Annotated in this window: 25 protein-coding genes; 9 read left to right on the forward strand and 16 right to left on the reverse strand. The window is 66.5% G+C overall.

The window, feature by feature from the left end; all coding sequences use genetic code 11:
• The coding region (locus ACW4E8_RS28965) for a zinc ribbon domain-containing protein (RefSeq protein ID WP_456807744.1) at positions 1 to 114 on the forward strand (114 nt) is incomplete at its 5' end.
• Positions 115 to 144: 30 nt separating this feature from the next.
• Here the strand turns inward: ACW4E8_RS28965 and ACW4E8_RS28970 are convergent.
• The 3 genes from ACW4E8_RS28970 to ACW4E8_RS28980 form a co-directional block, all read right to left on the reverse strand.
• Positions 145 to 1,746 (reverse strand): DHA2 family efflux MFS transporter permease subunit, encoded by a 1,602-nt coding sequence (locus ACW4E8_RS28970; protein ID WP_456807645.1) that lies wholly within the window; start codon positions 1,744 to 1,746, stop codon positions 145 to 147.
• A complete protein-coding gene (locus ACW4E8_RS28975) occupies positions 1,746 to 2,852 on the reverse strand; it encodes an HlyD family secretion protein (RefSeq protein ID WP_456807646.1) in 1,107 nt (368 codons plus the stop codon). Before ACW4E8_RS28975 ends, ACW4E8_RS28970 begins: the two co-directional genes overlap by 1 nt.
• Before the next feature lie 84 nt (positions 2,853 to 2,936).
• A complete protein-coding gene (locus ACW4E8_RS28980) occupies positions 2,937 to 3,425 on the reverse strand; it encodes a winged helix-turn-helix transcriptional regulator (RefSeq protein WP_456807647.1) in 489 nt (162 codons plus the stop codon).
• A 122-nt stretch (positions 3,426 to 3,547) separates the two neighbouring features.
• Between ACW4E8_RS28980 and ACW4E8_RS28985 the strand changes: the two genes are divergently transcribed.
• The gene (locus tag ACW4E8_RS28985) at positions 3,548 to 5,026 is read left to right on the forward strand and encodes an efflux transporter outer membrane subunit (protein ID WP_456807648.1); all 1,479 of its coding nucleotides are present in this window, start codon (positions 3,548 to 3,550) and stop codon (positions 5,024 to 5,026) included.
• Between the two features lie 16 nt (positions 5,027 to 5,042).
• Here the strand turns inward: ACW4E8_RS28985 and ACW4E8_RS28990 are convergent, their stop codons facing one another.
• The 3 genes from ACW4E8_RS28990 to ACW4E8_RS29000 form a co-directional block, all read right to left on the reverse strand.
• Positions 5,043 to 6,347, reverse strand: a complete 1,305-nt coding sequence (locus tag ACW4E8_RS28990; protein WP_456807649.1) for a sensor histidine kinase — start codon at positions 6,345 to 6,347, stop codon at positions 5,043 to 5,045.
• Positions 6,344 to 7,087 (reverse strand): response regulator, encoded by a 744-nt coding sequence (locus tag ACW4E8_RS28995; protein WP_316156991.1) that lies wholly within the window; start codon positions 7,085 to 7,087, stop codon positions 6,344 to 6,346. Before ACW4E8_RS28995 ends, ACW4E8_RS28990 begins: the two co-directional genes overlap by 4 nt.
• Before the next feature lie 147 nt (positions 7,088 to 7,234).
• Entirely contained in the window at positions 7,235 to 7,945 is a 711-nt protein-coding gene (locus ACW4E8_RS29000; RefSeq protein ID WP_456807650.1) for an SDR family NAD(P)-dependent oxidoreductase, read from the reverse strand.
• A 290-nt stretch (positions 7,946 to 8,235) separates the two neighbouring features.
• Here ACW4E8_RS29000 and ACW4E8_RS29005 point away from each other — a divergent pair, with 290 nt between their 5' ends.
• The gene (locus ACW4E8_RS29005; protein ID WP_456807651.1) at positions 8,236 to 9,147 is read left to right on the forward strand and encodes a LysR substrate-binding domain-containing protein; all 912 of its coding nucleotides are present in this window, start codon (positions 8,236 to 8,238) and stop codon (positions 9,145 to 9,147) included.
• Between the two features lie 15 nt (positions 9,148 to 9,162).
• On the opposite strand, the gene ACW4E8_RS29010 is transcribed toward ACW4E8_RS29005, so the two are convergent.
• The gene (locus tag ACW4E8_RS29010) at positions 9,163 to 9,627 is read right to left on the reverse strand and encodes a RidA family protein (protein ID WP_456807652.1); all 465 of its coding nucleotides are present in this window, start codon (positions 9,625 to 9,627) and stop codon (positions 9,163 to 9,165) included.
• Positions 9,628 to 9,776: 149 nt separating this feature from the next.
• Positions 9,777 to 10,727 carry a GlxA family transcriptional regulator gene (locus tag ACW4E8_RS29015; RefSeq protein ID WP_456807653.1) on the reverse strand — a complete coding sequence of 317 codons (951 nt, stop codon included), beginning with the start codon at positions 10,725 to 10,727 and terminating at the stop codon, positions 9,777 to 9,779.
• 169 nt (positions 10,728 to 10,896) lie between these two features.
• Here ACW4E8_RS29015 and ACW4E8_RS29020 point away from each other — a divergent pair, with 169 nt between their 5' ends.
• A complete protein-coding gene (locus ACW4E8_RS29020; protein WP_456807654.1) occupies positions 10,897 to 11,700 on the forward strand; it encodes an SDR family NAD(P)-dependent oxidoreductase in 804 nt (267 codons plus the stop codon).
• Between the two features lie 301 nt (positions 11,701 to 12,001).
• Positions 12,002 to 12,313: a hydroxyquinol 1,2-dioxygenase gene (locus tag ACW4E8_RS29025; RefSeq protein ID WP_456807655.1), complete on the forward strand. Its 312-nt coding sequence runs from the start codon at positions 12,002 to 12,004 to the stop codon at positions 12,311 to 12,313.
• Positions 12,314 to 12,328: 15 nt separating this feature from the next.
• Here ACW4E8_RS29025 and ACW4E8_RS29030 read toward each other — a convergent pair whose 3' ends face one another.
• The 8 genes from ACW4E8_RS29030 to ACW4E8_RS29065 all read right to left on the reverse strand — a co-directional run bounded on the left by ACW4E8_RS29030 (position 12,329) and on the right by ACW4E8_RS29065 (position 19,738).
• Complete coding sequence (locus ACW4E8_RS29030) at positions 12,329 to 13,363, reverse strand: LacI family DNA-binding transcriptional regulator (RefSeq protein ID WP_456807656.1); 1,035 nt, start codon at positions 13,361 to 13,363, stop codon at positions 12,329 to 12,331.
• 91 nt (positions 13,364 to 13,454) lie between these two features.
• Positions 13,455 to 14,438 carry a tripartite tricarboxylate transporter substrate binding protein gene (locus ACW4E8_RS29035; protein ID WP_456807657.1) on the reverse strand — a complete coding sequence of 328 codons (984 nt, stop codon included), beginning with the start codon at positions 14,436 to 14,438 and terminating at the stop codon, positions 13,455 to 13,457.
• Positions 14,439 to 14,527: 89 nt separating this feature from the next.
• Positions 14,528 to 15,631, reverse strand: a complete 1,104-nt coding sequence (locus ACW4E8_RS29040; protein WP_456807658.1) for a porin — start codon at positions 15,629 to 15,631, stop codon at positions 14,528 to 14,530.
• An 85-nt stretch (positions 15,632 to 15,716) separates the two neighbouring features.
• Positions 15,717 to 16,058 carry a cupin domain-containing protein gene (locus ACW4E8_RS29045; protein ID WP_456807659.1) on the reverse strand — a complete coding sequence of 114 codons (342 nt, stop codon included), beginning with the start codon at positions 16,056 to 16,058 and terminating at the stop codon, positions 15,717 to 15,719.
• On the reverse strand, positions 16,055 to 17,032 hold the full coding sequence (locus tag ACW4E8_RS29050) for a quinone oxidoreductase family protein (protein WP_456807660.1): 978 nt from the start codon (positions 17,030 to 17,032) through the stop codon (positions 16,055 to 16,057). Before ACW4E8_RS29050 ends, ACW4E8_RS29045 begins: the two co-directional genes overlap by 4 nt.
• A gap of 42 nt (positions 17,033 to 17,074) precedes the next feature.
• Positions 17,075 to 17,959: a 3-keto-5-aminohexanoate cleavage protein gene (locus tag ACW4E8_RS29055; protein WP_456807661.1), complete on the reverse strand. Its 885-nt coding sequence runs from the start codon at positions 17,957 to 17,959 to the stop codon at positions 17,075 to 17,077.
• 51 nt (positions 17,960 to 18,010) lie between these two features.
• Positions 18,011 to 18,760 carry an SDR family NAD(P)-dependent oxidoreductase gene (locus ACW4E8_RS29060; protein ID WP_456807662.1) on the reverse strand — a complete coding sequence of 250 codons (750 nt, stop codon included), beginning with the start codon at positions 18,758 to 18,760 and terminating at the stop codon, positions 18,011 to 18,013.
• Positions 18,761 to 18,802: 42 nt separating this feature from the next.
• Positions 18,803 to 19,738, reverse strand: coding sequence for a dioxygenase family protein (locus ACW4E8_RS29065; RefSeq protein WP_018309048.1), 936 nt, complete (start codon positions 19,736 to 19,738; stop codon positions 18,803 to 18,805).
• Positions 19,739 to 20,152: 414 nt separating this feature from the next.
• Here ACW4E8_RS29065 and ACW4E8_RS29070 point away from each other — a divergent pair, with 414 nt between their 5' ends.
• The 4 genes from ACW4E8_RS29070 (at position 20,153) to ACW4E8_RS29085 (ending at position 22,114) form a co-directional block, all read left to right on the forward strand.
• Entirely contained in the window at positions 20,153 to 20,461 is a 309-nt protein-coding gene (locus ACW4E8_RS29070) for a hydroxyquinol 1,2-dioxygenase (RefSeq protein WP_456807663.1), read from the forward strand.
• Positions 20,462 to 20,494: 33 nt separating this feature from the next.
• Positions 20,495 to 20,914, forward strand: coding sequence for an organic hydroperoxide resistance protein (locus ACW4E8_RS29075; protein WP_456807664.1), 420 nt, complete (start codon positions 20,495 to 20,497; stop codon positions 20,912 to 20,914).
• Positions 20,915 to 20,972: 58 nt separating this feature from the next.
• Complete coding sequence (locus ACW4E8_RS29080; RefSeq protein WP_010810278.1) at positions 20,973 to 21,488, forward strand: DUF1097 domain-containing protein; 516 nt, start codon at positions 20,973 to 20,975, stop codon at positions 21,486 to 21,488.
• 86 nt (positions 21,489 to 21,574) lie between these two features.
• A complete protein-coding gene (locus tag ACW4E8_RS29085) occupies positions 21,575 to 22,114 on the forward strand; it encodes a thioredoxin family protein (protein WP_456807665.1) in 540 nt (179 codons plus the stop codon).
• The last annotated feature ends 35 nt before the right edge of the window (positions 22,115 to 22,149 follow it).

A 22,149-nucleotide genomic window follows, 5' to 3' on the forward strand; every position in this document is an offset into this window, starting at 1 on the left:
CAGTGGGTATGCAGTGAATGCGGTGCTGTTCATGATCGCGATGTGAACGCTGCGCTAAATATCCTTGCCCGATCGGGACATCGATCGCCTGCAGAGGGAATCCCCTCTCTTTAGGGCGGGGAGGATGTCAAGGTCTTTCCCTCATCAATGCGCGTCTGCCGACGGGCCCTTCGGCGCTCCAACCTTGCGCATCAGCGGCACCATGGCGGTGGCGATCGCGAAGCAGACCAGGATCAGCAGGAAGATGTCGCCAAAGGTCTGGGTCTGCGCTTCGCGCCAGGCCAGCCCCCACAATTGCCTGAGCGCCGCGGTCTGTGCATCGAGCGCATCGTGCCCGACCGCCACGAACTGATCGCTGATCCCTTGCAACAGGTTGCCCATGGCTTCATTGCGGATGTTCAGGTGCTCTGCCTCGCGCAGGAAGTGCATGTTGCCGCGGTTGTTGAGCGCGGTCGCGCAGGCCGCGATGCCGATGGCCCCGCCCAGGTTGCGCATCAGGTTGAACAGCCCGGACGCAAGCTTGAGCCGATCCGGCGGCAGGCTGCCCAGGGTCAGTGTCACCGTGGGCGCCACCGCGAACTGCTGGGCCATGCCGCGCAGCGCCTGCGGCAGCAGCAGTTGCGCCGCGCCCCAGTCGTGCGTGATGGGCGCGAAGTACCACATCGACACCGCAAACAGCCCCAGGCCGATCATCATCAGCCAGCGCAGGTCGACCCGGTTGGCCAGGAAGGCATAGAGCGGGATCGACGCCATCTGGAACACGCCCGTCGAAAACACCGCCAGCCCGATATCCAGCGCGCTGAAGCCGCGCACGCGCCCCAGGAACAGCGGCGTCAGGTAGATGGTGGCAAAGATGCCGATGCCGGTGACAAAGGAGAAGAAGCAGCCAAGCGCGAAGTTCCGGTCCTTGAGCGCACGCAGGTCCACCACGGGGTTGGCATAGGTCAGCGTGCGCCAGATGAAGCCCACGCCAGACAGGCCGGCGATCCAGGCGGTGGCCAGGATCACGTCGTCGCCGAACCAGTCCCAGCGCGGCCCTTCTTCCAGCGTGTATTCGAGGCAGCCCAGGAACAGCGCCATCAGGCCCATGCCCAGGTAATCGGCACCGCGCACCAGCGACCAGTCGGGCCGGTCGACCTTGACCAGCAGCGGCACGGCGATGGTGACGAAGATGCCCGGCACCAGGTTGATGAAGAACAGCCAGTGCCAGGAATAGTGATCGGTGATCCAGCCGCCGATGGTGGGCCCCAGCGTCGGCGCCAGCGAGGCCAGCGCGCCGACCGTGGCGGCGGCGATGACACGCTGGGGGCCGACGAAGAAGGCAAAGGCCGTGGTGAACACCATCGGGATCATCGAGCCGCCCAGGAAACCCTGCAGCGCCCTGAACACGATCATGCTGTTGATGTCCCACGCCACCCCGCACAGCAGGCTGGTTACCGTGAAGCCCGCCGCGGAGGCAGCGAACAGCCAGCGCGTCGACATCACGCGCGACAGCCAGCCGGACAAGGGAATGACGATGATCTCGGCGATCAGGTAGCTGGTCTGCACCCAGACGGTTTCATCGGCGCCGGCCGAGAGCGCGCCACCGATATCGCGCAACGAGGCGGAAACGATCTGGATATCCAGCAAGGCGATAAACATGCCCACGCACATCGTGCTGAAAGCAAACACCTTGGCGCCGGTGGACATCGTGTCTGGCGTCGCCACCACGGCGGACGCAGGGCTGGTCAGGCTGGCCGTGGTCATCACTGCACCTGCTTGCCTGGCTGCGTGTTGACCTGGGCGATAACCGACAGGCCCGGGCGCAGGATGCCAAGCCGGGCATCCTGCTCATCCAGGCGGATCCGCACCGGCACGCGCTGGACGATCTTGGTGAAGTTGCCGGTGGCATTCTCCGGCGGCAACACGCTGAACTGCGCACCGGTGGCGGGCGCCAGGCTTGCAATATGGCCATGGAAGACCCGCCCCGGCACAACATCGGCTTCAATTTCGACCGGCATGCCGGGGTGCATGTGCGCCAGTTGCCCTTCCTTGAAGTTGGCGTCAACCCACAGCCCGCTGGCCGGCACGATGGACAGCAGCTGGCTGCCGGCACCGGCAAAAGCGCCGACGCGGGCGCGCCGGTTGCCCACGGTGCCGTCCACGGGCGCGCGCAGTTCCGTATAGCCAAGGTTCAGCTTCGCGATGTCGCGCTCGGCAATCGCCTGCGCCAGTGACGCCTGCGCCTGCTGCTTCTGCGTGCCGATCACGTCCAGCTGGCGCTGCGCGGCCAGCAGCGAGGCACGCGCCTTCTCGCCATTGGCCTGGGCCTGCTTGTAGTCCGAGTCAGCCTTCTGCGAGCTCTGGATGGAGACAGCCGCCTTCGCCACCAGGCTGGCGTAGCGCACCTGGTCGTCGCGCGCCCGTACGGTGTCGGCATTGGTGGCCGCGATGCCGGCCTTGGCCTGGGCGATGACCGCCTCCTGCAGGCGCGCGGTGGCATCCAGGTTTGCCAGCAGTGCCTGTTGCGCGGCCACGGCGCCGTCGGCCTTGGCCAGTGCGGCGCGGTAGTCGCGGTCGTCGATGCGGACCAGCACATCGCCAGCGTGGACCGTCTGGTTGTCCGTCACCGCGACTTCCGCGATGTAGCCGCCGACCTTGGCGCCGATCACCGTGACATCGCCGCCGACATAGGCGTCGTCGGTACGCTGCAGGTGGCGAGCCGATGTCCACCAGTGGTAGCCGTATCCGATCGCAGCCAATCCGGCAACAACCAGCGCGCCGGTCGCCAGCAGCCGCTTGGGGCTGGCCTTGGATTTCGAAGCGGGAACGGGTTCGGTACCCGCCCGTTCAGTCAGCGTATTACTGCTCATGGCACTTCCTTTCTGCTTTCAAGGCTTACCCCGCCTGCGAGGCGGCGTAGGTGGAGGGTTCGGTAGGGTTCGGGAGAGTTCAGGTCAGGCTTCGGCCGAGCGGTTCAGCCGCCGCCGCAGGCCGTCGGTAGCCGCCGGGCCGGGGGCGATGTGGAAATCAGGGTCGGTGACGGGGCGGCCGCTGGCGGCATCGACCAGTACCGGCTCGACACGCTCGCCAGTGAGTCGGTTGGCCAGCTGCACGCTTTCGCCCTCGGACGCGAGATGCTTGTTGCCCCAAGCCAGCATGGCCAGCAGGACCGGGCGGAAGTCATGGCCACGCTCGGTCAGGATGTACTCGGAACGCGGCGGGCGGTCGCAGTACAGGCGGCGCTCCAGCATGCCCTCCTCGACCAGCGAGTGCAGGCGGCGGGTCAGCATGTTGGGGGCGATGCCCAGGTTCTGCTGGAACTCATCAAAGCGCGTCACGCCGTAGAACGCTTCGCGCAGGATCAGGACGCTCCAGCTGTCGGCTACGCGGGCCACCGTGCGGGCGATGGGGCACGGCGTTTCAGCAAGCGGGTTTCTGTGCATGACTGGCTTCCTCCGAAAATGGGGTTGCTATCAATTTGAAAGTTAGTCTAGAGTAGTAACTATCATCATGCAAGTTAGTTTTTGGCTTGTGCTTTATTCGTCGCTGTTGAAAGGTGTCCGTCATGCCCCAAAGTCCATTCCGTCCCTCGCTCCGGCGCACCAGCGCCGGTATCGCCCGCCTCCTGCCCACCCTGCTTGCGGCCAGCGCCGCGGCCACCCTGGTGGCCTGCGCGGCCGGCCCCGATTACCGCATGCCGGCCTCGGACATGCCCGCGGCCTACCCGCACGCAGCGGCGCTGGACGCCCGCGACGCGGCCCAGCCGGCGCCGTCTCTGGACAGCTGGTGGCTGGGCTTTGACGATCCCGCGCTGACGCGCGTGATCCAGCGCGCGCTGGAGCAGAATCTCGACCTGGCGGCTGCCATTGCGCGGGTCGACCAGGCCCGCGCCGCGGCCAGCCACGCCGGCGCCGAACTGCTGCCGCAGGCATCGTTGTCCGGCAGCGTGACCAGCCAGCGCCAGTCGCTGGAAGGACCCTTGGGCAGCCTCGGCAAGAACGCGCCGGGCTTTGACCGCAACAAGACGCTGTACAGCGCTGGCGTGGGGGCAAGCTGGGAGATCGACGTGGCCGGCGGCCTGCGGCGCGGCGCCGAGGCCGCCAGCGCGGAGGCCCAGGCCGCGGAAGCCGAGCACCTGGGCGTGCGCGTGCTGGTGGCCGCCGAAGCGGCCGATGCCTACTTCCGCGTGCGCGGCGCGCAGCAGCGCATCGCCATCGCGCAACAGCAGGTGCGGACCAATGCAAAGCTGCTCGAGCTGGTGCAGTTGCGGCTGGCCGATGGCATCGGCGCGGAGCGGGAACGGGCCCAGGCGGAAGCGCAGCTTGCACAGACCCGCGTGACCATCCCGCCGCTGCAGATCGAGCTGGAAACGCAGCTGAACCGCCTCGATGTGTTGATGGGCGCGCATCCGGGCACCTATGCCGCCGAACTCCTGACGCCGACCGAGCGCACCGCCGTGCCGCAGATCGCCGTGGCGCAAGGTCCGGCCAACCTGCTGCAACGCCGCCCGGACGTGATTGCCGCGGAGCGCCGGCTGGCGGCATCCAATGCCCGCATCGGCGTGGCCACTGCCGAGTACTACCCGAAGCTCTCGCTGTCAGCGCTGCTCGGCTTCGAGAGCCTTTCCGCCGGCAAGCTGTTCACGGCGTCCGCATTCCAGCCCGCCGCGATCGCGGGACTGCGCTGGCGGCTGTTCGACTTCGGCCGGGTGGACGCCGAAGTGGCGCAGGCCAAGGGCGCCAACGCCGAAGCCCTGGCCACCTACCTCAAGGCCATGCTGCGCGCCACCGAGGACGTGGAGAACGCGATCATTACGCTGACCCAGCTGGAGTTGCAGGGCAAGGAGCTGACCGTGGAAGTGGCTGCCCACGCCCGCGCGCGCGGCGCCGCCGAGGACGCCTACAAGGGCGGCGCAGTCAGCCTGTTCGAAGTGCTGGAGGAAGACCGCCTGCTGCTGGCCGCGCGCGACCAGCAGGCACGTGTGGGCGCCGATAATGCCCGCGCGGCAGTGGCAACGTTCCGTGCGCTGGGGGGCGGCTGGTAACGTAGCGGGCGGCGGCTCAACCCACCCTGAGCTGCGCCTCCAGGCCACCGCCCTCGCGATTGCGCAGCGTCAGCGAGCCGCCGATCGCCAGCGCAAGCTGGTGAGCAATCGCGAGGCCCAGGCCGGTGCCGCCGGTCTCCCGGTTGCGCGATGCCTCAAGCCGGACAAACGGCTGCAGCACGGACTCGAGCTGCGCTGCCGGGATGCCGGGCCCGCGGTCAAGCACGCTGATGATCACCACGCCGCCGTCCTCGCGGTGCACGCTCAGCTCCGCCGCCCCGCCGAACTTGAGGGCGTTGTCGGTCAGGTTGGTCAGGATGCGGCGCAAGGCGTGCGGGCGCGTCTCGATGGCGCCGCCGGCACTCTGCAGGATGGTGACGGCCTTGCCGGTGTCCTGGTAGTCGTAGACCAGGCTCTCGACGAACGACCCGATGTCGATCCGCGACGGCTTCTCGCCATCGCCATGCGTGGCGCGCGCGTAGGCCAGACCCTCCTTCACCAGCGTCTCGATCTCGGTGAGGTCTCGCACGAGCTTGCGCTTGTCGTCGGAGTCTTCCGCCAGCTCCGCACGCAGCTTCATCCTCGTGATCGGCGTCTGCAGGTCGTGGGAGATCGCGGCCAGGATCTGCACGCGCTCCTCGACAAAGCGGGCAATGCGCTCGCGCATGGCATTGAATGCGCGCGCGGCACGTACCAGTTCGGTGGGCCCGGTCTCGCCCAGAGGCTGGGTCCTGGCATTCGGGTCGAGCGCGTCGGCGGCATTGGCCAGCGCCACCAGCGGGCGGATCGCCAGGCGCACGGCAAGCCAGCAGCACAGGACCAGCAGCAGCAACTGGATCACCAGCACATAAGGCAGCCATTGCGCGACCGGCGTCGGCTTCGGATGCACGTCGATGGTCAGCGGGCTGCCATCGCTGAGGGTCAGGTGGGCCTGCATGCGCTTGCCCTCGCCGGGGATGGACTCGATCCTGACCGGGAAGCGGCCGCCGCTCGCCTCCATGATCCGGTCCGCAACTTCCGTGGCCTGCGCGGACATCTCCGGCACGCCTTGCAGCCCCGGCCCCAGTATGTATTGGTAGGCGCCGCGATTCACGTGCCGCAGCCACTGCGGGCGCTCCGCCGCGGGCAGGCGGTCCAGGATGGCGATCGACGTGGAGACGTCGGTCTCCAGGGTGCCGAGCATGACCTGGCGCGCGGTGATGTAGCGCTCGGCAAACAGTACGCCGAACGACAGGCCATGGGCGACGATGAGCCCGGCCAGCAGGATCAGGAACAGCCGCGAGCCCATCGTACGGGGCCAGGGCAAGGCACGGAGATTCACTGGCGTGCCTCCCGGATCTCCACGGGCGTCGAGAAGACATAGCCCTCGCTGCGCACCGTCTTGATGTAGCGGGGCTCGCGCGCATCGTCCTTGAGGTGCTGGCGCAAGCGGCTGACCAGCAGGTCGATCGAGCGTTCGAACATTTCCGCTTCGCGGCCCTGCGTGAGGCTGAGCAGCTGGTCGCGGTTAAGCACGCGCTGCGGATGGTCGACAAAGACGCGCAGCAGCCGGTATTCCGCGCCGCTCAGCGCGACGATGACGCCATCCTGGTCAATCAGGTGGCGCGCGGTGGTGTCCAGCTGCCAGTCGCCAAAAGCAAGCAGCTGCCCGGCCTCGGTGATCTGCAGGTTGGGCGGAAGCATCCGGGTCCGGCGCAGCACCGCCTTGATGCGGGCCAGCAGCTCGCGTGCGGCGAAGGGCTTGGCAAGATAGTCGTCGGCGCCCATTTCCAGGCCGACGATGCGGTCGGTCTCGTCGCTGCGCGCGGTCAGCATCAGCACCGGGGTGGCTTTGTGCTTGCCCGCCCGCAGTTCACGGCACAGCACCAGGCCATCGTCGCCCGGCATCATCACATCGAGCACGATCAGGTCGACGCTGTTGACGTCCAGGAACGAGCGCATGTGCCGCCCGTCTGGCACCACGGTAACGCGCAAGCCGTTCTTGGTGAGATAGGTGGAGACCAGTTCACGGATTTCGCGGTCGTCATCCACGATCAGGATGTGGTCGGTGTGTGCGTCCATCGGCGTCACCTTGGCATTTTGATTGAAAACCGCCAGGCGCGGCGCCGGGCACAGAAAGAGTAACGCAATACGGCGCGACGGGTATTCCCCCATCGCGCCGTCGGGAACCACCTGCGGTGCGCCGGCGCGCGCCGCGGGTGTGTCCGCTCAATGCCCTGCGCTCTGGCCGCCGTCTACATGCAGGATCTCGCCGGTGACGAACGGTGCGCTGTCGAGATACAGGACAGCATCGACGATATCGCGCATCTCGCCCATATGCCCCATCGGGTGCAGGGCGCCCAGCGCCTCATGGGTTTCCGGCGCGTGCATCGGCGACTTGATGATGCCGGGCGCGACCGCGTTGGCGCGGATGCCTGTCTTGGCATACTCGATGGCAAGCGACTTGGTGGCGGCGTTCAGGCCACCCTTGGTCAGCGAGGCCAGCACCGACGGCACGCCGCTGATCGCATGGTCGACCAGGCTGGTCGTGATGCTGACCACGTGCCCGCTGCGGTGCTTCTCCATTTCCGCGATGGCCAGCTGCGTGATATGGAAGAAACCCGTCAGGTTGATGCCCGTGACGGCCGCGTAGTCCTCGTCGGTATAGCTGGTGAACGGCTTGGCGATGAAGATGCCGGCGTTGTTGATCAGGGTGTCGATGCGGCCGAACCTTGCCACGGCCTCGGCGATGACGCGGCGCGCCGTGGACGGATCGGCGATATCGCCGGCAACTGCCAGGATGTCCTGGTCGTCCGACGGCTTGATGCTGCGCGCCGTGGCGACAACGCGATGGCCACGTTCCCGGAACGCCTTGACCAGTTCAGCGCCAATGCCTTGCGATGCGCCCGTGATGACAACGACTTTCTGTGCTGCGCTCATTTTCTTGAACCTCGATGTAGATTGAATCGGCTTGCTTGCCGATCGGGCCGGCGGCTCCGATGGGTTCCAATCTAGGCAATTCGCTTCCGCATTCGAAGACCCTGGCGGCACAAACAGTCTTGCGCCACAAGCACAAATAGAGCGGGACGAATCCTCCGGCGCGCCTGGCGCGCGCAGCCTCGCAGTCACTTCGGCTCCGGCCACGGCCCGGACATCGACTTCTGCCAGTGGCGCACATATGATGGATGCATCGCTTGATCCGGTGCGGCCTGCGGTCGCAAGCCAAAGAAATGAAACGGCAATTCGATGACCTTCAGCTTGGCAGCATCGAGCTGTTCTGCCTGGCCGCGGAGCTGGGCAGCTTTACCGCGGCGGCAGTGGCCGCGGGCGTGACGCCGCCCGCAGTCAGCCGCACTGTGCAAAGGCTGGAGGAGCGCCTGGGGGTGCGGCTCTTCGTGCGGACCACGCGGCAGATCCGCCTGACCGACGAAGGACGGGTGTATTTCGAGCAGAGCCGCGGCGCACTGGCGCAACTGGTGGACGCGGAGCGGCAGATCAGCGGCCAGCAGGCTGCCCCTGCGGGGCGGCTGCGGATCAGCCTGCCGACCCCTTACGCGCACTATCGCGTGCTGCCGGTGCTGCCAGCATTCCGCGAGCGCTACCCCGAAGTCGAGATCGACGTGCACATCAGCAACCGCAACGTGGACTTCGCCGATGACACCTATGACTTGTCGGTGCGCGGGCGTGCGCCGGATGACTCGAACCTGATCGCGCGCAAGCTGGAAGAGGCGGAACTGGTGGTGGTGGCAACGCCCGGGTATCTGCGGCGTGCCGGCACGCCGCAGTCATTGGAGGACCTGCTCAGGCATGAGTGCATCCAGTTCGAGCGCCCGAGCAGCGGCCGACGGATCCCATGGACGTTCCAGGTCAACGGCGAGGACACGGATATCGTGACCACCGGCTCGTATGCGGCGTCAGAGGACATCCTGGGCGGGGCAACGCTGGTGCGCGCCGGCGCGGGCCTGTTCCAGACCTACCGCTTCGTCGTGGAACAGGACCTGCGCGACGGCACGCTGGTGGAGGTGCTGAAGGACTACGGCGGCAGTACGCGCCCCTTTGTGCTGCTATACCCGTCCGCGCGCCACGTCTCGCGCCGGGTACGGGCGTTCGTCGACTTCCTGGTCGAGAAATTCTCGGCGTAACGGCTCACGCCGCGCTTATGCAGGCCGGATCTGGGCAATGACCACGAGGATCACGGCCGCATTCGCCGGCTGCTGGAAATGCGAGGAAATGGTTCGCGCGTGGCCGGCCTTCTCTGCCAGCACCTCGCCAAACAGGTCCGAGGCACCGTCGAGGACCGCCGGCTGCCCGAACCAGCCGGGCGCGCTGGAGATATGCCCGTCGACACGGACGATGTGGTCCAGGCGCTCGAAGCCACCCAGGTAGGCATGGATCTGCGCCAGCACGTTGAGCGCCGCCAGCTCGGCGGCACGCTTGCCCTGCCCGACATCCAGGTCCTTGCCGATCTGGCCTTGCCAGACCACCTTGCCATCCTGCAAGGGCAACTGCCCGGAGATGAACAGCAGGTCGCCGGCCTGGCTGACCGCGGTATAGCTGCCCAGGGGCTGCGGGGGCTGCGGCAGCACCAGGCCGCGCGCTGCGAGTCGTTCTTGCACAGACATACTGGCTCCAATCAGGTGGGGGTCACGCGACTAACTCTATGTGCGCGCCGGCCTGGGATAAAGGCATGGCGGGGAACAGGAATTGGTACCTGGGGTAACAAGTCGGATGCCCGGCCGGCTTGCATGCCTCGGTACCAGCACGGCCGCCCCTACGCAGGCTGCAGTTCGTCGCCGCGCGCCATGCGCCGGATCGCCTGCGGCGGTTGGCCGAACGCCCGCAGGAAGGCACGCCGCATGCGCTCGCGGTCGCCGAAGCCGGTATCCCGCGCCACCACATCGATGGCATGGCGGCCGCTTTCCATCATCAGCCTGGCCGCCTCCACGCGCAGGTGCTCCACGGCCTTGGCGGGGGTCTGCCCGGTCTCGTCACGAAATGCGCGCGCGAACTGTCGCGGGCTCAGGTGCGCCGCATCCGCCAGTTGTTCCACCGAAAGTTCCTGTTGCAGGTTCTGCCGCGCAAAATCCAGCGCGGCACGAATGCGATCCGAGCGGGGTTCCAGGTCCAGCAGTGCCGAGAATTGCGACTGCCCGCCGGCGCGCCGGTGATACACGACCAGTGACTTCGCCACATCGCGCGCAACCGCGCCACCGGCGTCTTTCTCCACCAGCGCCAGCGCCAGGTCGATGCAGGCCGACATCCCGGCGGAGGTCCAGACCGGGCCATCGATGATGAAGATGCGGTCCTCTTCCACGCCGACGTTCGGGAAGCGCCGCCGCAGCTGCTCCGCGTAGTACCAGTGCGTGGTGGCGCGGCGGCCATCCAGCAGCCCGGCCTCGGCCAGGTTGAAGGCACCGGTGCAGGTGGCGCCGATGCGCCGCGAAGTCCGCGCCGCACGTTGCAGGAACTTCACCAGGGCGGGCGCCGTGGGCAGCACTTCGTTGTCTCCCACCACCAGCACGGTATCGAAGCGGCGCTTGCCGAACGGCTCGGTGCTGACGGAAAAGCCACCGGAACTCAACACGGGGCCGCCATGCTCGGACAGCAGGTGGACCTTGTACAGCGGCTCACCAAGCGAGCGGTTGGCGAACTCCAGCACCGTCGAGACCGCTAGGTTCAGCACCTGGAAGCCGGGATAGAGGGCAAGGGCCACGTGATGCATGTCGGTCTCCTCAGGGCAGTGAAAGGCATTCTGCGCGCTGGCAGAAAAGGTGGCATCTACGACATTGGTGTCATCGCCATTGTGCTCCTAATCTTCGTTACACGCAGCCGGCCGATCCAGCGCCGACCGCCACGAACGTCCCCTCCCTCACTGAATCTGGAGCTTTGACATGACCACGAACAACCATTCCGGCACCGCCCTGATCACCGGTGCTTCGTCCGGCATCGGCGCCATCTATGCGGACCGCCTGGCGCGCAGGGGCCACGACCTGATCCTGGTGGCGCGCAACCGCGCGCGGCTGGAAGCACTGGCCCGCCGCATCACCGACGATACCGGCCGGTCGGTCGAGATCGTGACCGCGGACCTTGGCCAGGCAGCCGATGTACGACGCATCGAAGAGATCCTGCGCACGGATGCGAGCATCACCACGCTGGTCAACAACGCCGGCTTCGGCGGCGCTGCACCGCTGCTGGAATCGGATGTCGACACGATGCAGGCAATGATCGAGCTCAACGTCACGGCCCTGACCCGGCTCACCTACGCCGCCGCCCCGGCCTTCGTCGCGCGCGGCGAGGGCACCATCATCAATATCGCCTCGGTCGTGGCGGTCGCGCCCGAGATCCTGAACGGTGTCTACGGCGGCTCCAAGGCCTTTGTACTGGCCTTTAGCCAGTCGCTGCAACATGAGCTTGCCGGCAAGGGCGTGCGCATCCAGGCGGTCCTGCCGGGGGCCACCCGCACCGAGTTCTGGGACACCGCCGGCCAGCCGGTCGAGAACCTGCCGCAATCGATGGTCATGAGCGGCGACGACCTGGTCGACGCGGCCCTGGCAGGGCTGGACCAGGGCGAGGTGATTACCGTGCCGTCGTTGCCCGACGTGGCCGACTGGAACACGTTCGAGGCAGCACGCGCCACGCTCGGCCCCAATCTTTCGCGTGACCAGCCCGCCGCCCGGTACGGCATTGCCCGGTAACTGACGGCTCCCCGGCGTGCGCGGCCTTTACACCACCTCCCCCGGCGCGCGGTATCCGGAAAGCGCTCCGGCCGCCGCGCGCCTCCTCCCTGCCACCTACGCCCGTTGGCGCCTCCCATGGTCCTTTTGTACCGCTATGTATCAAGCACAGGGGACGATACGTGCCCTGACAGAAACAGGGTCTCCACGCTATAGGGCAGATACACCGGTTTCCTTTAATGCATCTCGTGGACCGACGGCATGCGTCGACAAGACGATCCCCCGGCCGCGCAGTTCAACCCAGACCTCAAGGAAACCGACCATGATTACCGATCTCACCAAGCGCATTGTTCTCGCCCTCGCCCTGGCAGCTGCCGCCGCCGGCGCCCAGGCCGCCGGTCCCGGCGCGCGCGATCCGTTCAGCGAAGGCGCACGTTCCGTGCAGGACGCACGCAACGCGTTCACCGACGGCGCCCGCGCCGTGCAAGACGCACGCGACCCGTACACCGAGGGCGCGCGCAATGTCGATCCGTACGACAAGGGTGAACGCATCCTGGCCGGGTGGGACCGCACGGGTCCGTCCGCTGATCCGGCGCGCTCCGCCGATCCCTACCTGGACGGCGCCCACGCCTGACGCCCCGCATCGCCGCTATTCCGCGGCGCGCGGCGCAGCCGTGGAACCCCGCACGATCAGTTGCGGCGTCAGTTGCACTGTGACGGCATCGGAAGCTGGCTTGTCGATCTTCCTGAGCAGGAGCCGGGCTGCCTCCTCGCCCATTTCGTGGACGGCGATGCGCACGGTGGTCAGCGGCGGCGTCAGGGCGTCGGCGAAAGGCATGTCGTTGTGGCCCACCACCGAGACGTCTTCGGGGCAACGCATGCCGCGCTCGCGCAGGAAGTCATAGCAACCCATCGCCACCAGGTCATTGCCGGCGGCAATGGCGGTCATCTGCGGGAATGCCGCGAAGAGTTGCTCGCAAGCGAGCCGGCCGGCTTCACGCGAATAGCTGGCGGCTTCCATGACTTGCCATTCCCCGCGGCGCAGGCGGTGGCGCTTTACCGCCTGAAGGAAGCCCTCGCGACGCAGGAAGCCGGTCGACAGCGAGGCTGGCCCGGCAATATGCCCAATGCGGCGGTGGCCCAGGCCGACCAGGTGGTCGACCGTCTGCCGCATGGCCAGCAGGTTGTCGCTCACCACGCAGGACACCCGGCCCGTGTCTTCGCCCCGGTTGACCGTGACCACGGGGATATGCTGCTTGAGGCAGTAGGCGAGTATCGGATCGTCCCGTTCCGCGGTGGCAAGCACCAGTCCTTCGACTTGCCGACCGATCATCTGATCGATGATAAAACGCTGCCGGCTCTTGTCGGTACCGGCATTGACCACGATCGGCACGTAGCCTTGCTGCGCCAGCACCGATTCAATCCCGGCCAGGATGGGCGGAAACACCGGGTTGGAGATATCGGGCAGCACCACGCCCACCAGTCCGGAACGCTGGGTGCGCAGCCCCGCCGCGATGCGATTGGGGCGGAAGCCGCGGGCCTCGGCAACCTCCAGGATGCGGGCCGCCACGTCCTCAGCCACCAGGTGCCGCGTGGCCGGGTTCATCACTCGCGAGACGGTCGAGTAATGCACGTCGATCTCGGCAGCCAGGTCTTTCAGGGTGAGGCGCTTGCGCTCGGGCATGACGGCAGTTGGCGGGGCGGCAGCCCGGGGAGAGTTGGAATACGCCATTCTAAGCCACCCCCGCGCCGTCGCCGCACGCCTGCAGGCTACGCTACTGCCCCGCTTTCACGCCGGATTGCCTGACCACCGGCGCCAGCTTGCCGATCTCCGCCTGGATATAGGCGGCAAACTCCTGCGGGGACGAGCGCTTTGGCTCCGCGCCCTGGGCGGCCAGGCGCTCGCGCACATCCGGCGCGGCCAGTGCCTTGCCGATCTCGGCATTGAGCGCATCGACGACTTCCTTCGGGGTGCCGGCGGGCGCCAGCACGCCGAACCAGGAGTCGAACGCGTAGCCGGGGAAGCCGGACTCCGCCACCGTGGGAATATCCGGCAGCGCGCTGGCGCGCCTGGCCGTGGTGACCGCCAACGCCCGCAGCTTGCCCTGCCTGACGAAGGGCATGGCCGATACGCTGGGCGCAAACATCATGTCGCCCCGGCCAGCCATGACGTCGGTCAGCGCTTCGCCCGTGCCCTTGTACGGGATATGGACGATGTCGATGCCGGCCTGCATCTTGAACATCTCGCCGCTCAGGTGGGTGGAGCTGCCGGAACCCGCCGAGTCGAAATTCAGCGCGCCCGGGGTCGCCTTGGCGGCGTTGACGACGTCCCGCACCGACTTGTACTTGCTGCCGGCATTGACCACCAGCACATTGGGGACCGTGGCCACCAGCGAGACCGGTGCGAAGTCCTTCACCGTGTCATAGGAGAGCTTGGGATACAGCGTGGCGTTGATGGCGTGCCCGACCGAAACCAGGATCAGCGTGTAGCCATCCGGCGCCGCCTTGGCCACGCCGGTGGCGCCCAGGGTGCCGCCGGCGCCGGGGCGGTTGTCCACGATCACCTGGTAGGTGCCGCCCTCGCCCATCTTGCTGCCGATGATGCGCGCCAGGATGTCGGTGGCACTGCCCGCCGAGAACGGCACCACCAGCCGGATCGGCTTGCTGGGATATTGCGGTTGCGCGTGGGCGGCGGGTGCGGCCGCCAGCATGAGCGATGACGCCAGCGCCAGCACGGTGCCTTGGATGGATCGAATCATTCTGTGTCTCCTCACTCCAGAAGCGAGCGCGAGCACCGCGCATCGCCGTTGAATGCGGCGCGCCCATGCCGGGCGTGCCGCCCCCTGCCTCAGAAGAAGTGCCGCATGCCGAGCGCGACCGTCTGCGGGTCTGCACCCGCGCTCACGCCCAGTTCATTGATGGCAAAGTCGTAGATCGCATTGCGCTTGTTGTTGATGCGGCTGTAGTACGCATACAGCGCGGTGCGCTTGGACAGCGGATAGTCGTAGCCGACCGTGATCTGCGTGGCGCCCGTTTCCGCGCCACTGCGGAAGAAGCCCACCGTCTCGGTCGCGTTGCCCGCGCCATTGCTGGCAAGGCCAAAACCGACGCGCACGCTGCCCGGCCCGAGCTTCTGCACCAGCGAGGCGTAGTACCCGTTACGGGTCAGGTCACCCGTCGCGGTGCGGTAGTGGAGGCGTTCATAGAGCAGCGCCACGGTGGTGGTCGGGAACTTGTACGAGACGCCCGCCTTCATCGCGTCATCGTTGCGCCCGGCGGTCTGGTAGTGCTGGTGGACTTCATAGGCCAGCGCCACGTTGAGCGGGCCGTTGTCGTAGGCGGCCGAGAACGAATACAAGCCGGGATTGCGCGGTACGGTGGTCTTCTCCTCGTTCACGCCCCACGCCGCGGCGCCGCTGAAGCCGGCAAACGACGGCGACTTGTAGACGATGATGTTCTTCTGCCGGCGGTCGAACGAGCTGGTGTCCTGCACGTTGTCGGAACTGGAGGTGGAGCCGTTGCCGATCAGCGCCATATAGCCGGCAGTGGTCGGATAGTACGGGTCGTAGGCCAGCGTCGATTCGGTGTATGGGGTCTGCCAGTGCCCCAGGAACAGCGTGCCGGCATCTCCCTGCAGCCCCACCCGCGTATTGCGCCCGGCCACCTGGCCCTGGCCGGTATCGAGCGAGAAATTGCTTTCGATCTGCCAGATGGCCTTCAGGCTGCCGCCCAGGCCCTCTTCGCCGCGCATGCCGAAGACTGAGCGGTTGTTGGTCAGGCGCCCAACGCCGCCAAGGCGGGTGCCGTCGGTCGCCGTGTTGGCATAGGAGTACTCCAGTGCCGTATTGATGCGCCCGTACAGTGTCACGGCTGACTGCGCGCAGGCCTCGCCGCCACAGGCTGCGGTCATGGCCAGCATGAGCAGATGGCTACGCTTTCTGATGGATTTCATTTGTCTCCCCTGGTTTGTCGTGGTTGTTGTGGGCGGGCCGTCTGCTCCGCTCTTTTGCAATCGTTTGCAGTCCGGCCCGAAAAGATCAGCCCTTGGGATACGGCATCGCCAGCAGCAGCAGCGCCGGCCGGTTGCCCGGGTTCGACACCTGCCGCGCTTCACCCGGCGCCAGGCGCACGGAATCGAACTGGCCCAGCGTCACGCGCTCGTCGGGCGTGGCGATACAGACTTCGCCTTCCAGCACGACGTAGTGCTTTTCCACCGGCGAGGCATCCATCGACGTATGGCCGCCCGGCAGCAGCACCGAGACCCCCATCCACAAGGCTTCGGACGGTCCCGCTTCATGCCCTTGCAGGCGCAGGCAATGCATGCCTTCATGATTGGCCGGAAAGTAGGCCGGCGCCTGTGCAAAGCGGGTCGTGTTCATGGCTGGAGCACCACGCGTTCGGTCGCGCCTTGCAGGACCGCCCGGTAGGCCTCCTTGGCATTGGAGAGCGAATAGGTGTAGTCCGAGAGGACCGGGAACGGCCGCAGCGCACCCGAGGCAAACATCGGTGCGAGCTGGTCAAGGATGCCCGCGCAGGCGTTGCTGTCCAGCGCAAGGGTGTCGACGCCCACATAGGTGTGCTGGCCACGATAGAAGGCGAAGATGTCGAACGGCACCGGCTTCTCGATGGTCGAGATGAAGATCTGCGTCGCGCCGATCGCCATGGCCTGATTGGCCTGTTCGAAATACGGGCTTCCGACGGTGTTGTAGACGATGTCCGCACCGTGCCCGTCGGTCTCTTCGCGCACCACGGCGGCGATGGATTCGCTGCTGGCATCGATCATGCGCACGTCGCCGGTGGCATGACCGCGATAGGCTTCCGCGGTGCGCTCCACGGCAAAAACGCGCGCGCCGAGCGCCGTGGCAATCTGGATGGTGGCCTGCCCCACCTTGCCATTCCCGCCGCACACCAGCACGGTGCTGCCAGCCTGCGGCATGCCCGCGCGGCGCAGCCCTTCATAGGCGGTGATGAACGGCACACCCACGGCGCCGGCTTCCAGCAGCGTCACCGACGCCGGCTTGGCGCGCACGGCGCTGGCCTGGATGCGCAGATACTTGCCATGCGTGCCATCGCGGCGGATGCCGAGCTCGCCGCCGCTGCCCCAGACCTGCTGGCCCAGCAGTTCGGTGGGACCGTCGACCACCAGGCCTGCGTAGTCGCGGCCCGGCGTGCGCGGCCAGACCGCATGCGGCATCATGCCGAGCGTTGCCTTCACGTCGCTCGGGTTCACGCCGGCGCTGGCCACTTCGATGATGACCTGACCCGGCGCCGCTTCCGGACGCGGCACGCCGAGCAGCTCCAGCTGCAGGACATCGATATTGGCGGCTTTTTCGCTGACTCGAATGGTGTTCATGGTGATTCCTTCCTGAAATGTTTAGTTCTGTATGGCGGGGGATCAGGCGTCGCGCAGCCCAAGCGTGCGCCGGGCCTCGGCCGACGATGCAATCTCGCCGCCGAGCGACCTGACGATGTCGCGCGCCTTGGCGACCAGCGCCGCGTTGCTTGGCGCCAGCACGCCCTTCTCCAGATAGATGTTGTCTTCCATGCCGACGCGCACGTGTCCGCCTGCGAGCCATGCCTGGGCGACGATCGGGAACTCCGCGCGGCCGATGCCGAATGCCGACCAGTGGGCGCCGGCGGGCAGCATGTTGCGCGCGTAGAAGATGGTTTCCGGCGTGGGCGCAAAGCCGTACTTCACGCCCAGCACCAGGGTCCACAGGCCGGGACCGTCCAGCACGCCTTCACGGATGAAGTCGAGCGCCATGTTGAGGTCGCCGGAATCGAAGATCTCCAGCTCGGGCATGACACCGGCCGCGCGGATCACGCTGGCCATCTTGCGTACGTTGGTGGGCGTGTTGATGACCACGTCGCCGCCGGAGTTCATGGTGTTCAGGTCGAGCGAGCAGACGTCCGGGCGCAGCGCCGCGATATGTTCGACGCGCTTCGCCGGATGCAGCAGCGTGGTGCCCGGCGCGGCCACCCGCGGCTCGTCCTCGCTCGGCACGAAGCGGCCGCCGGGTCCGGTGGTGAGGTTGATGATCAGCGAGCGGTTGCGTTTGCGGATGCGGTCGATGACATCGGCGTAGTAGTCGAGCGACATCGACGGGCGCCCGGTTTCGGGGTCGCGCACGTGGATGTGGGCGGCAGCTGCGCCGGCCTCGGCGGCTTCCAGCGCGGCGTCGGCAATCTGGGCCGGCGTGACCGGCAAGCCGGGGTGCTGCTCCGGGGTGACGATATTGCCAGTCACCGCGCAGGTGATGATGGTCTTGCGTGCGTGCATGAGCGAAGGTCAGTGATGGAAATGCGGTTGGGTAAACAAGCAGGGCCTGGCCTATCCAAGCTGGCGGCCGCCGTCCACGACGATGGTGGTGCCAGTGGCAAAGCGCAGTGACGTCGCGCAGGCCGCGATGGCATCGGCCACGTCCTGTGCCTGGCCGACGCGCTTGAGCGGCGTCGACTTGGCGGCGCGCTCGTTGAAACCGCTGTCGCGTCCCGGCACGAAGGCGGTATCGACCACGCCCGGTGAAACGTTCAGCACGCGGATATGCGGCGCCAGCGCGCGCCCGAGCGACATCGCCATGACATCGAGCCCGGCCTTGGCGGCGCAGTACGCAACGTTGCTGCCCTGCCCCGTGCGGCCGGCGATGGACCCGACATTGACCACCAGCCCGTCGCCATTGGCGCGCAGGTGCGGCGCGAACGCACGGATCGCAGCAAACTGCCCGCGCCAGTTGATGGCAAACAGTTCATCGATCAGCGCATCGTCCAGGGCGTCGAGGTCGGCGTGCGGGATCGCCCGCGTAAAGCCTGCAGTGTTCACCAGGATATCGACGCGGCCGTAGTGATGGCTGACCTCGTCGGCCAGCGCGCGCAGCGAGGCGCTGTCGGCAACCTCGGCCACGGCGGCAAGATGGTTGCCGGCCGGCAAGGCCGCCGCGGCACTGGCCGCCTTGTCGGCGTCGCGCCCGGTCAGCACGACGCTGGCGCCAAGCCGCGCCAGCGTTTCACCGGCGGCAAAGCCGATCGCGCCGGTGCCGCCGAGGATCACGGCCACCTTGCCGGAAAGAGAAGTAGCACTCATGGTTTCGATGTGGGAATGGTTCAACGTAAGTCGATCGGGCCGTCAGTCGATCGGCGGCTTCGGGAAGGTCTGCTCGCCAGGCTCGAGCGTGAAATCGAACGCCAGCGTGTAGAACGGCGCCGGCACATCGCCCCACGGGCTGGGGCCTTGGTGGTGCAGCCGGAGATCGCCAACCAGTTGCCGATGCACGCCGAACGTGACATCGGATTCAAGCTTGTCCGGCGTGTCGGCAAACACCTGGGTGACGAGCGTCCGGTAGCCCGGCGCCGCGACGATGAAATGGATATGCGCCGGCCGGTAGGGATGGCGCTGCTGCGCGGCCAGCAAGGTGCCTACCGGGCCGTGGGTCGGCACCGGATAGCCGGCAGGCCGTACCGTGCGAAAGTGATAGCCACCGCTTTCATCGGTATGGAAGCAGCCGCGCAGGTTGCGGTCGGGCTGGGTCGGATCCTGGTTGTCATACAGTCCCACCGGCGACGCCTGCCAGATCTCGACCAGCGCGCCTGGCAGCGGCGTGCCATCGGTCGCCCGCACGGTGCCGCTGACCAGCAGCGGCAAGCCAGGCGCGTCGTCCTGCACCACGCAGTCACCGCAGTCATAACGCGGCGCGTTGGCGCGATAGAACGGGCCGAGCAGCGCACCGGGCGTGCGCCCGTCCCTGGTGCTGTTGTTCATGGCGGTCACCAGGGTCGACAGCCCCAGCACGTCGGCAGCCAGGACAACCTCGTTGTGTTTGGCATTGGTCGCATGGCCGAGACTGGCGATATACCCCAGGGCAAGCTCGAATTCCTCGTCGGACAGCCGCACCTCGGACAGGAACCCGTGAAGGTGCCGCACCAGGGAATCCATGACGAAGCGCAGGCGGGGATTGGTGGTATTGGCCATGGCCGCCTGGACCACGCCTGTCACCGAGTGTTCGTCCTCGATCAACGCCAGACGCTCGCCTTGTGGCGCCTGCCGCTCGCTGGAAGTTTCCATTTTTTGCCTCCTTTGCAAACGTTTGCATTATCGGCGGTTTCGACGGATGGTCAAGGTCGAAGTTGGTCACCGCCACAACTTGCAACGGCTGCCATTCGACCAGAATCACAATCAAAACAAGGGGGTACGGAGGATTTTCAGGAGAAACCCTAGGTGAAAGCAGAGGCGCTGAATGTGGCGCATAGGCCTGTCCGAGTCCCCTGCCGATGCGGCTCCCCAACCCGTTCGCGCATGAATTTGTACCCGTCTGTATCACGCAGCCGCAACGATACGTGTTCCGACAGAGACACCCCTCGCGCGCTACGGGCCCGATACATCGATCGCCTTAAATGCATTCCGTGGCCCGGCGGCGAACATCAACGATGCCAGTCCCTGCCGCGCAATACCGAACCCATACCCTTGAGGAAAAAGATCATGACCACCCACATCGCCAAGCGTTTTGTCTTCGCCATCGCCCTGGTTGCCGCCGCTGCCGGTGCGCAGGCCGCCGCACTGCCCCAAGTAGGCGCGCGAGACCCGTTCACCGACGGTGCCCGCTCCGTACAAGAGGCACGCAGCCCGTACAGCGATGGCGCGCGTGCAGTCGACCCGTTCACGGACGGTGCGCGCAACGTTGACCCGTACTACGACGGCGCGCGCACCCTGTCCGGTTTGGACCGCACCGGCGTTTCGGCGGACCCGGCGCGCAGTGTCGACCCCTATCTTGACGGCGCCTACGCCTGAACCCCAACTTTCTGAATGACCAAGGAACACATCATGACCCGTATCGAAAAAGTGCTGTACACCGGCAAAGTCCACATCACCGCAGGCGGACGCGACGGCGAAGCCCATAGCGATGACGGCCGGCTGAACCTTCAGCTGTCCTCGCCGGGCACCAAAGGCCCGGGCACGAACCCGGAGCAATTGCTCGCCACGGGATGGTCGGCGTGCTTTATCGGCGCGATCGGGCTGGCCGCCGGCAAGATGAATGTGAAGCTGCCGGCCGAGCTTTCGGTCGACGCCGAGGTTGACCTGGGCATGGCTGGCGAGGCCTATTTGCTGCAGGCCCGGCTCAATGTCCACATCCCCGGCATCGACCGTGAAGTGGCCCAGGCACTGGTGGATACCGCGCACCGGACCTGCCCGTACTCGAAGGCCCTGCACGGCAACGTCCACGTCGAAACCAACCTGGTCTGACGCACACCGTGACCTGCCTGAGGCAACCGGGCAGGTCATCTTCCAGAAGGAGGCTCCCATGCCGAAGATTGGCATTTCGGTGCAGGCTGCGGCACTGAATATCCCGCCAGGCACGTTCCATGGCATTACCCTGATCGGGGCCGTGGTGGCTGCCGTTACGACTTTTCTGACGCTCACCGCAGCGCTACCCGCCTGGGCCATGTTCCTTGGTTGGGTCGCATTCAACACAGGCTCGCAGACGGCGCGCGAAGGCGCAGCGAACCTTGCGGCATTCCTGCTCGGCATTGTCTTCGGTGCTGCGACCGGACTGCTGATTGGATGGCTGACGCCGCGCTTCGGTGACCTGGCTACACCGCTCGCGGTGTTCGGCGACGTGGTACTCGTGCTCAGCCTGCGCGCGCTGCCACGGATCAACAATCCGCTTGCCTATTTCCTTGGCCTGATCAGTTTCTTTGCTGCGAGCCAGCCACCGTCGCTGATGTTGCTAGGGGCGCTGGCCGCTGCCGGTGTGCTCGGCGCGATCGGCGCCGGTATCAGCAACGTGCTGCAAGCGCGACTTGCGCGCGCAGTCTGAGCCGGGTTGTCTGCGCCTGCGACGGCCGTCGCAGGCGCCTCCTTCCCGGTTCCTGACATCCCTTCCAATTTCCACGAGCACGAATCATGCGCACGCTTCTTCGCACCGCAATGGTTGCGGCCGGCATCGCCGCGATCTATTTCATCGGCACGGGCGCCAACGCCCTCCGCCCCAGCGTCGGGGACCAGGGCGGCGCGCCCGAGTTCGCGGGCATCAACCAATGGCTGAACTCGCCGCCGTTGTCGATGGACGCATTGCGCGGCAAGGTCGTGCTGGTCGACTTCTGGACCTATTCGTGCATCAACTGCATCAACACCTTGCCGTACGTAAAGCAGTGGCACGAGAAGTACAAGGACCAGGGGCTGGTCGTCGTGGGTGTGCACACGCCAGAGTACCCATTCGAAAAATCGACCGACAACGTGCAAGCAGCGCTCAAGCGCTTCGATATCCGTTATCCGGTTGCACAGGACAATGCGTATGCCACGTGGTCGGCATTCCGCAACCAGTACTGGCCGGCCAAGTACCTGATTGATGCCAACGGCCGGATCGTCTACCAGCACTTCGGAGAGGGAGGCTACGCCGAAACCGAAGCAGCCATCCGCAAGCTGCTGGCGGACCGCAAGTAACCGCACGACCACGCGAGGGGAGTTCATTGTATCTA

This window comes from Cupriavidus sp. CP313, assembly GCF_054072015.1.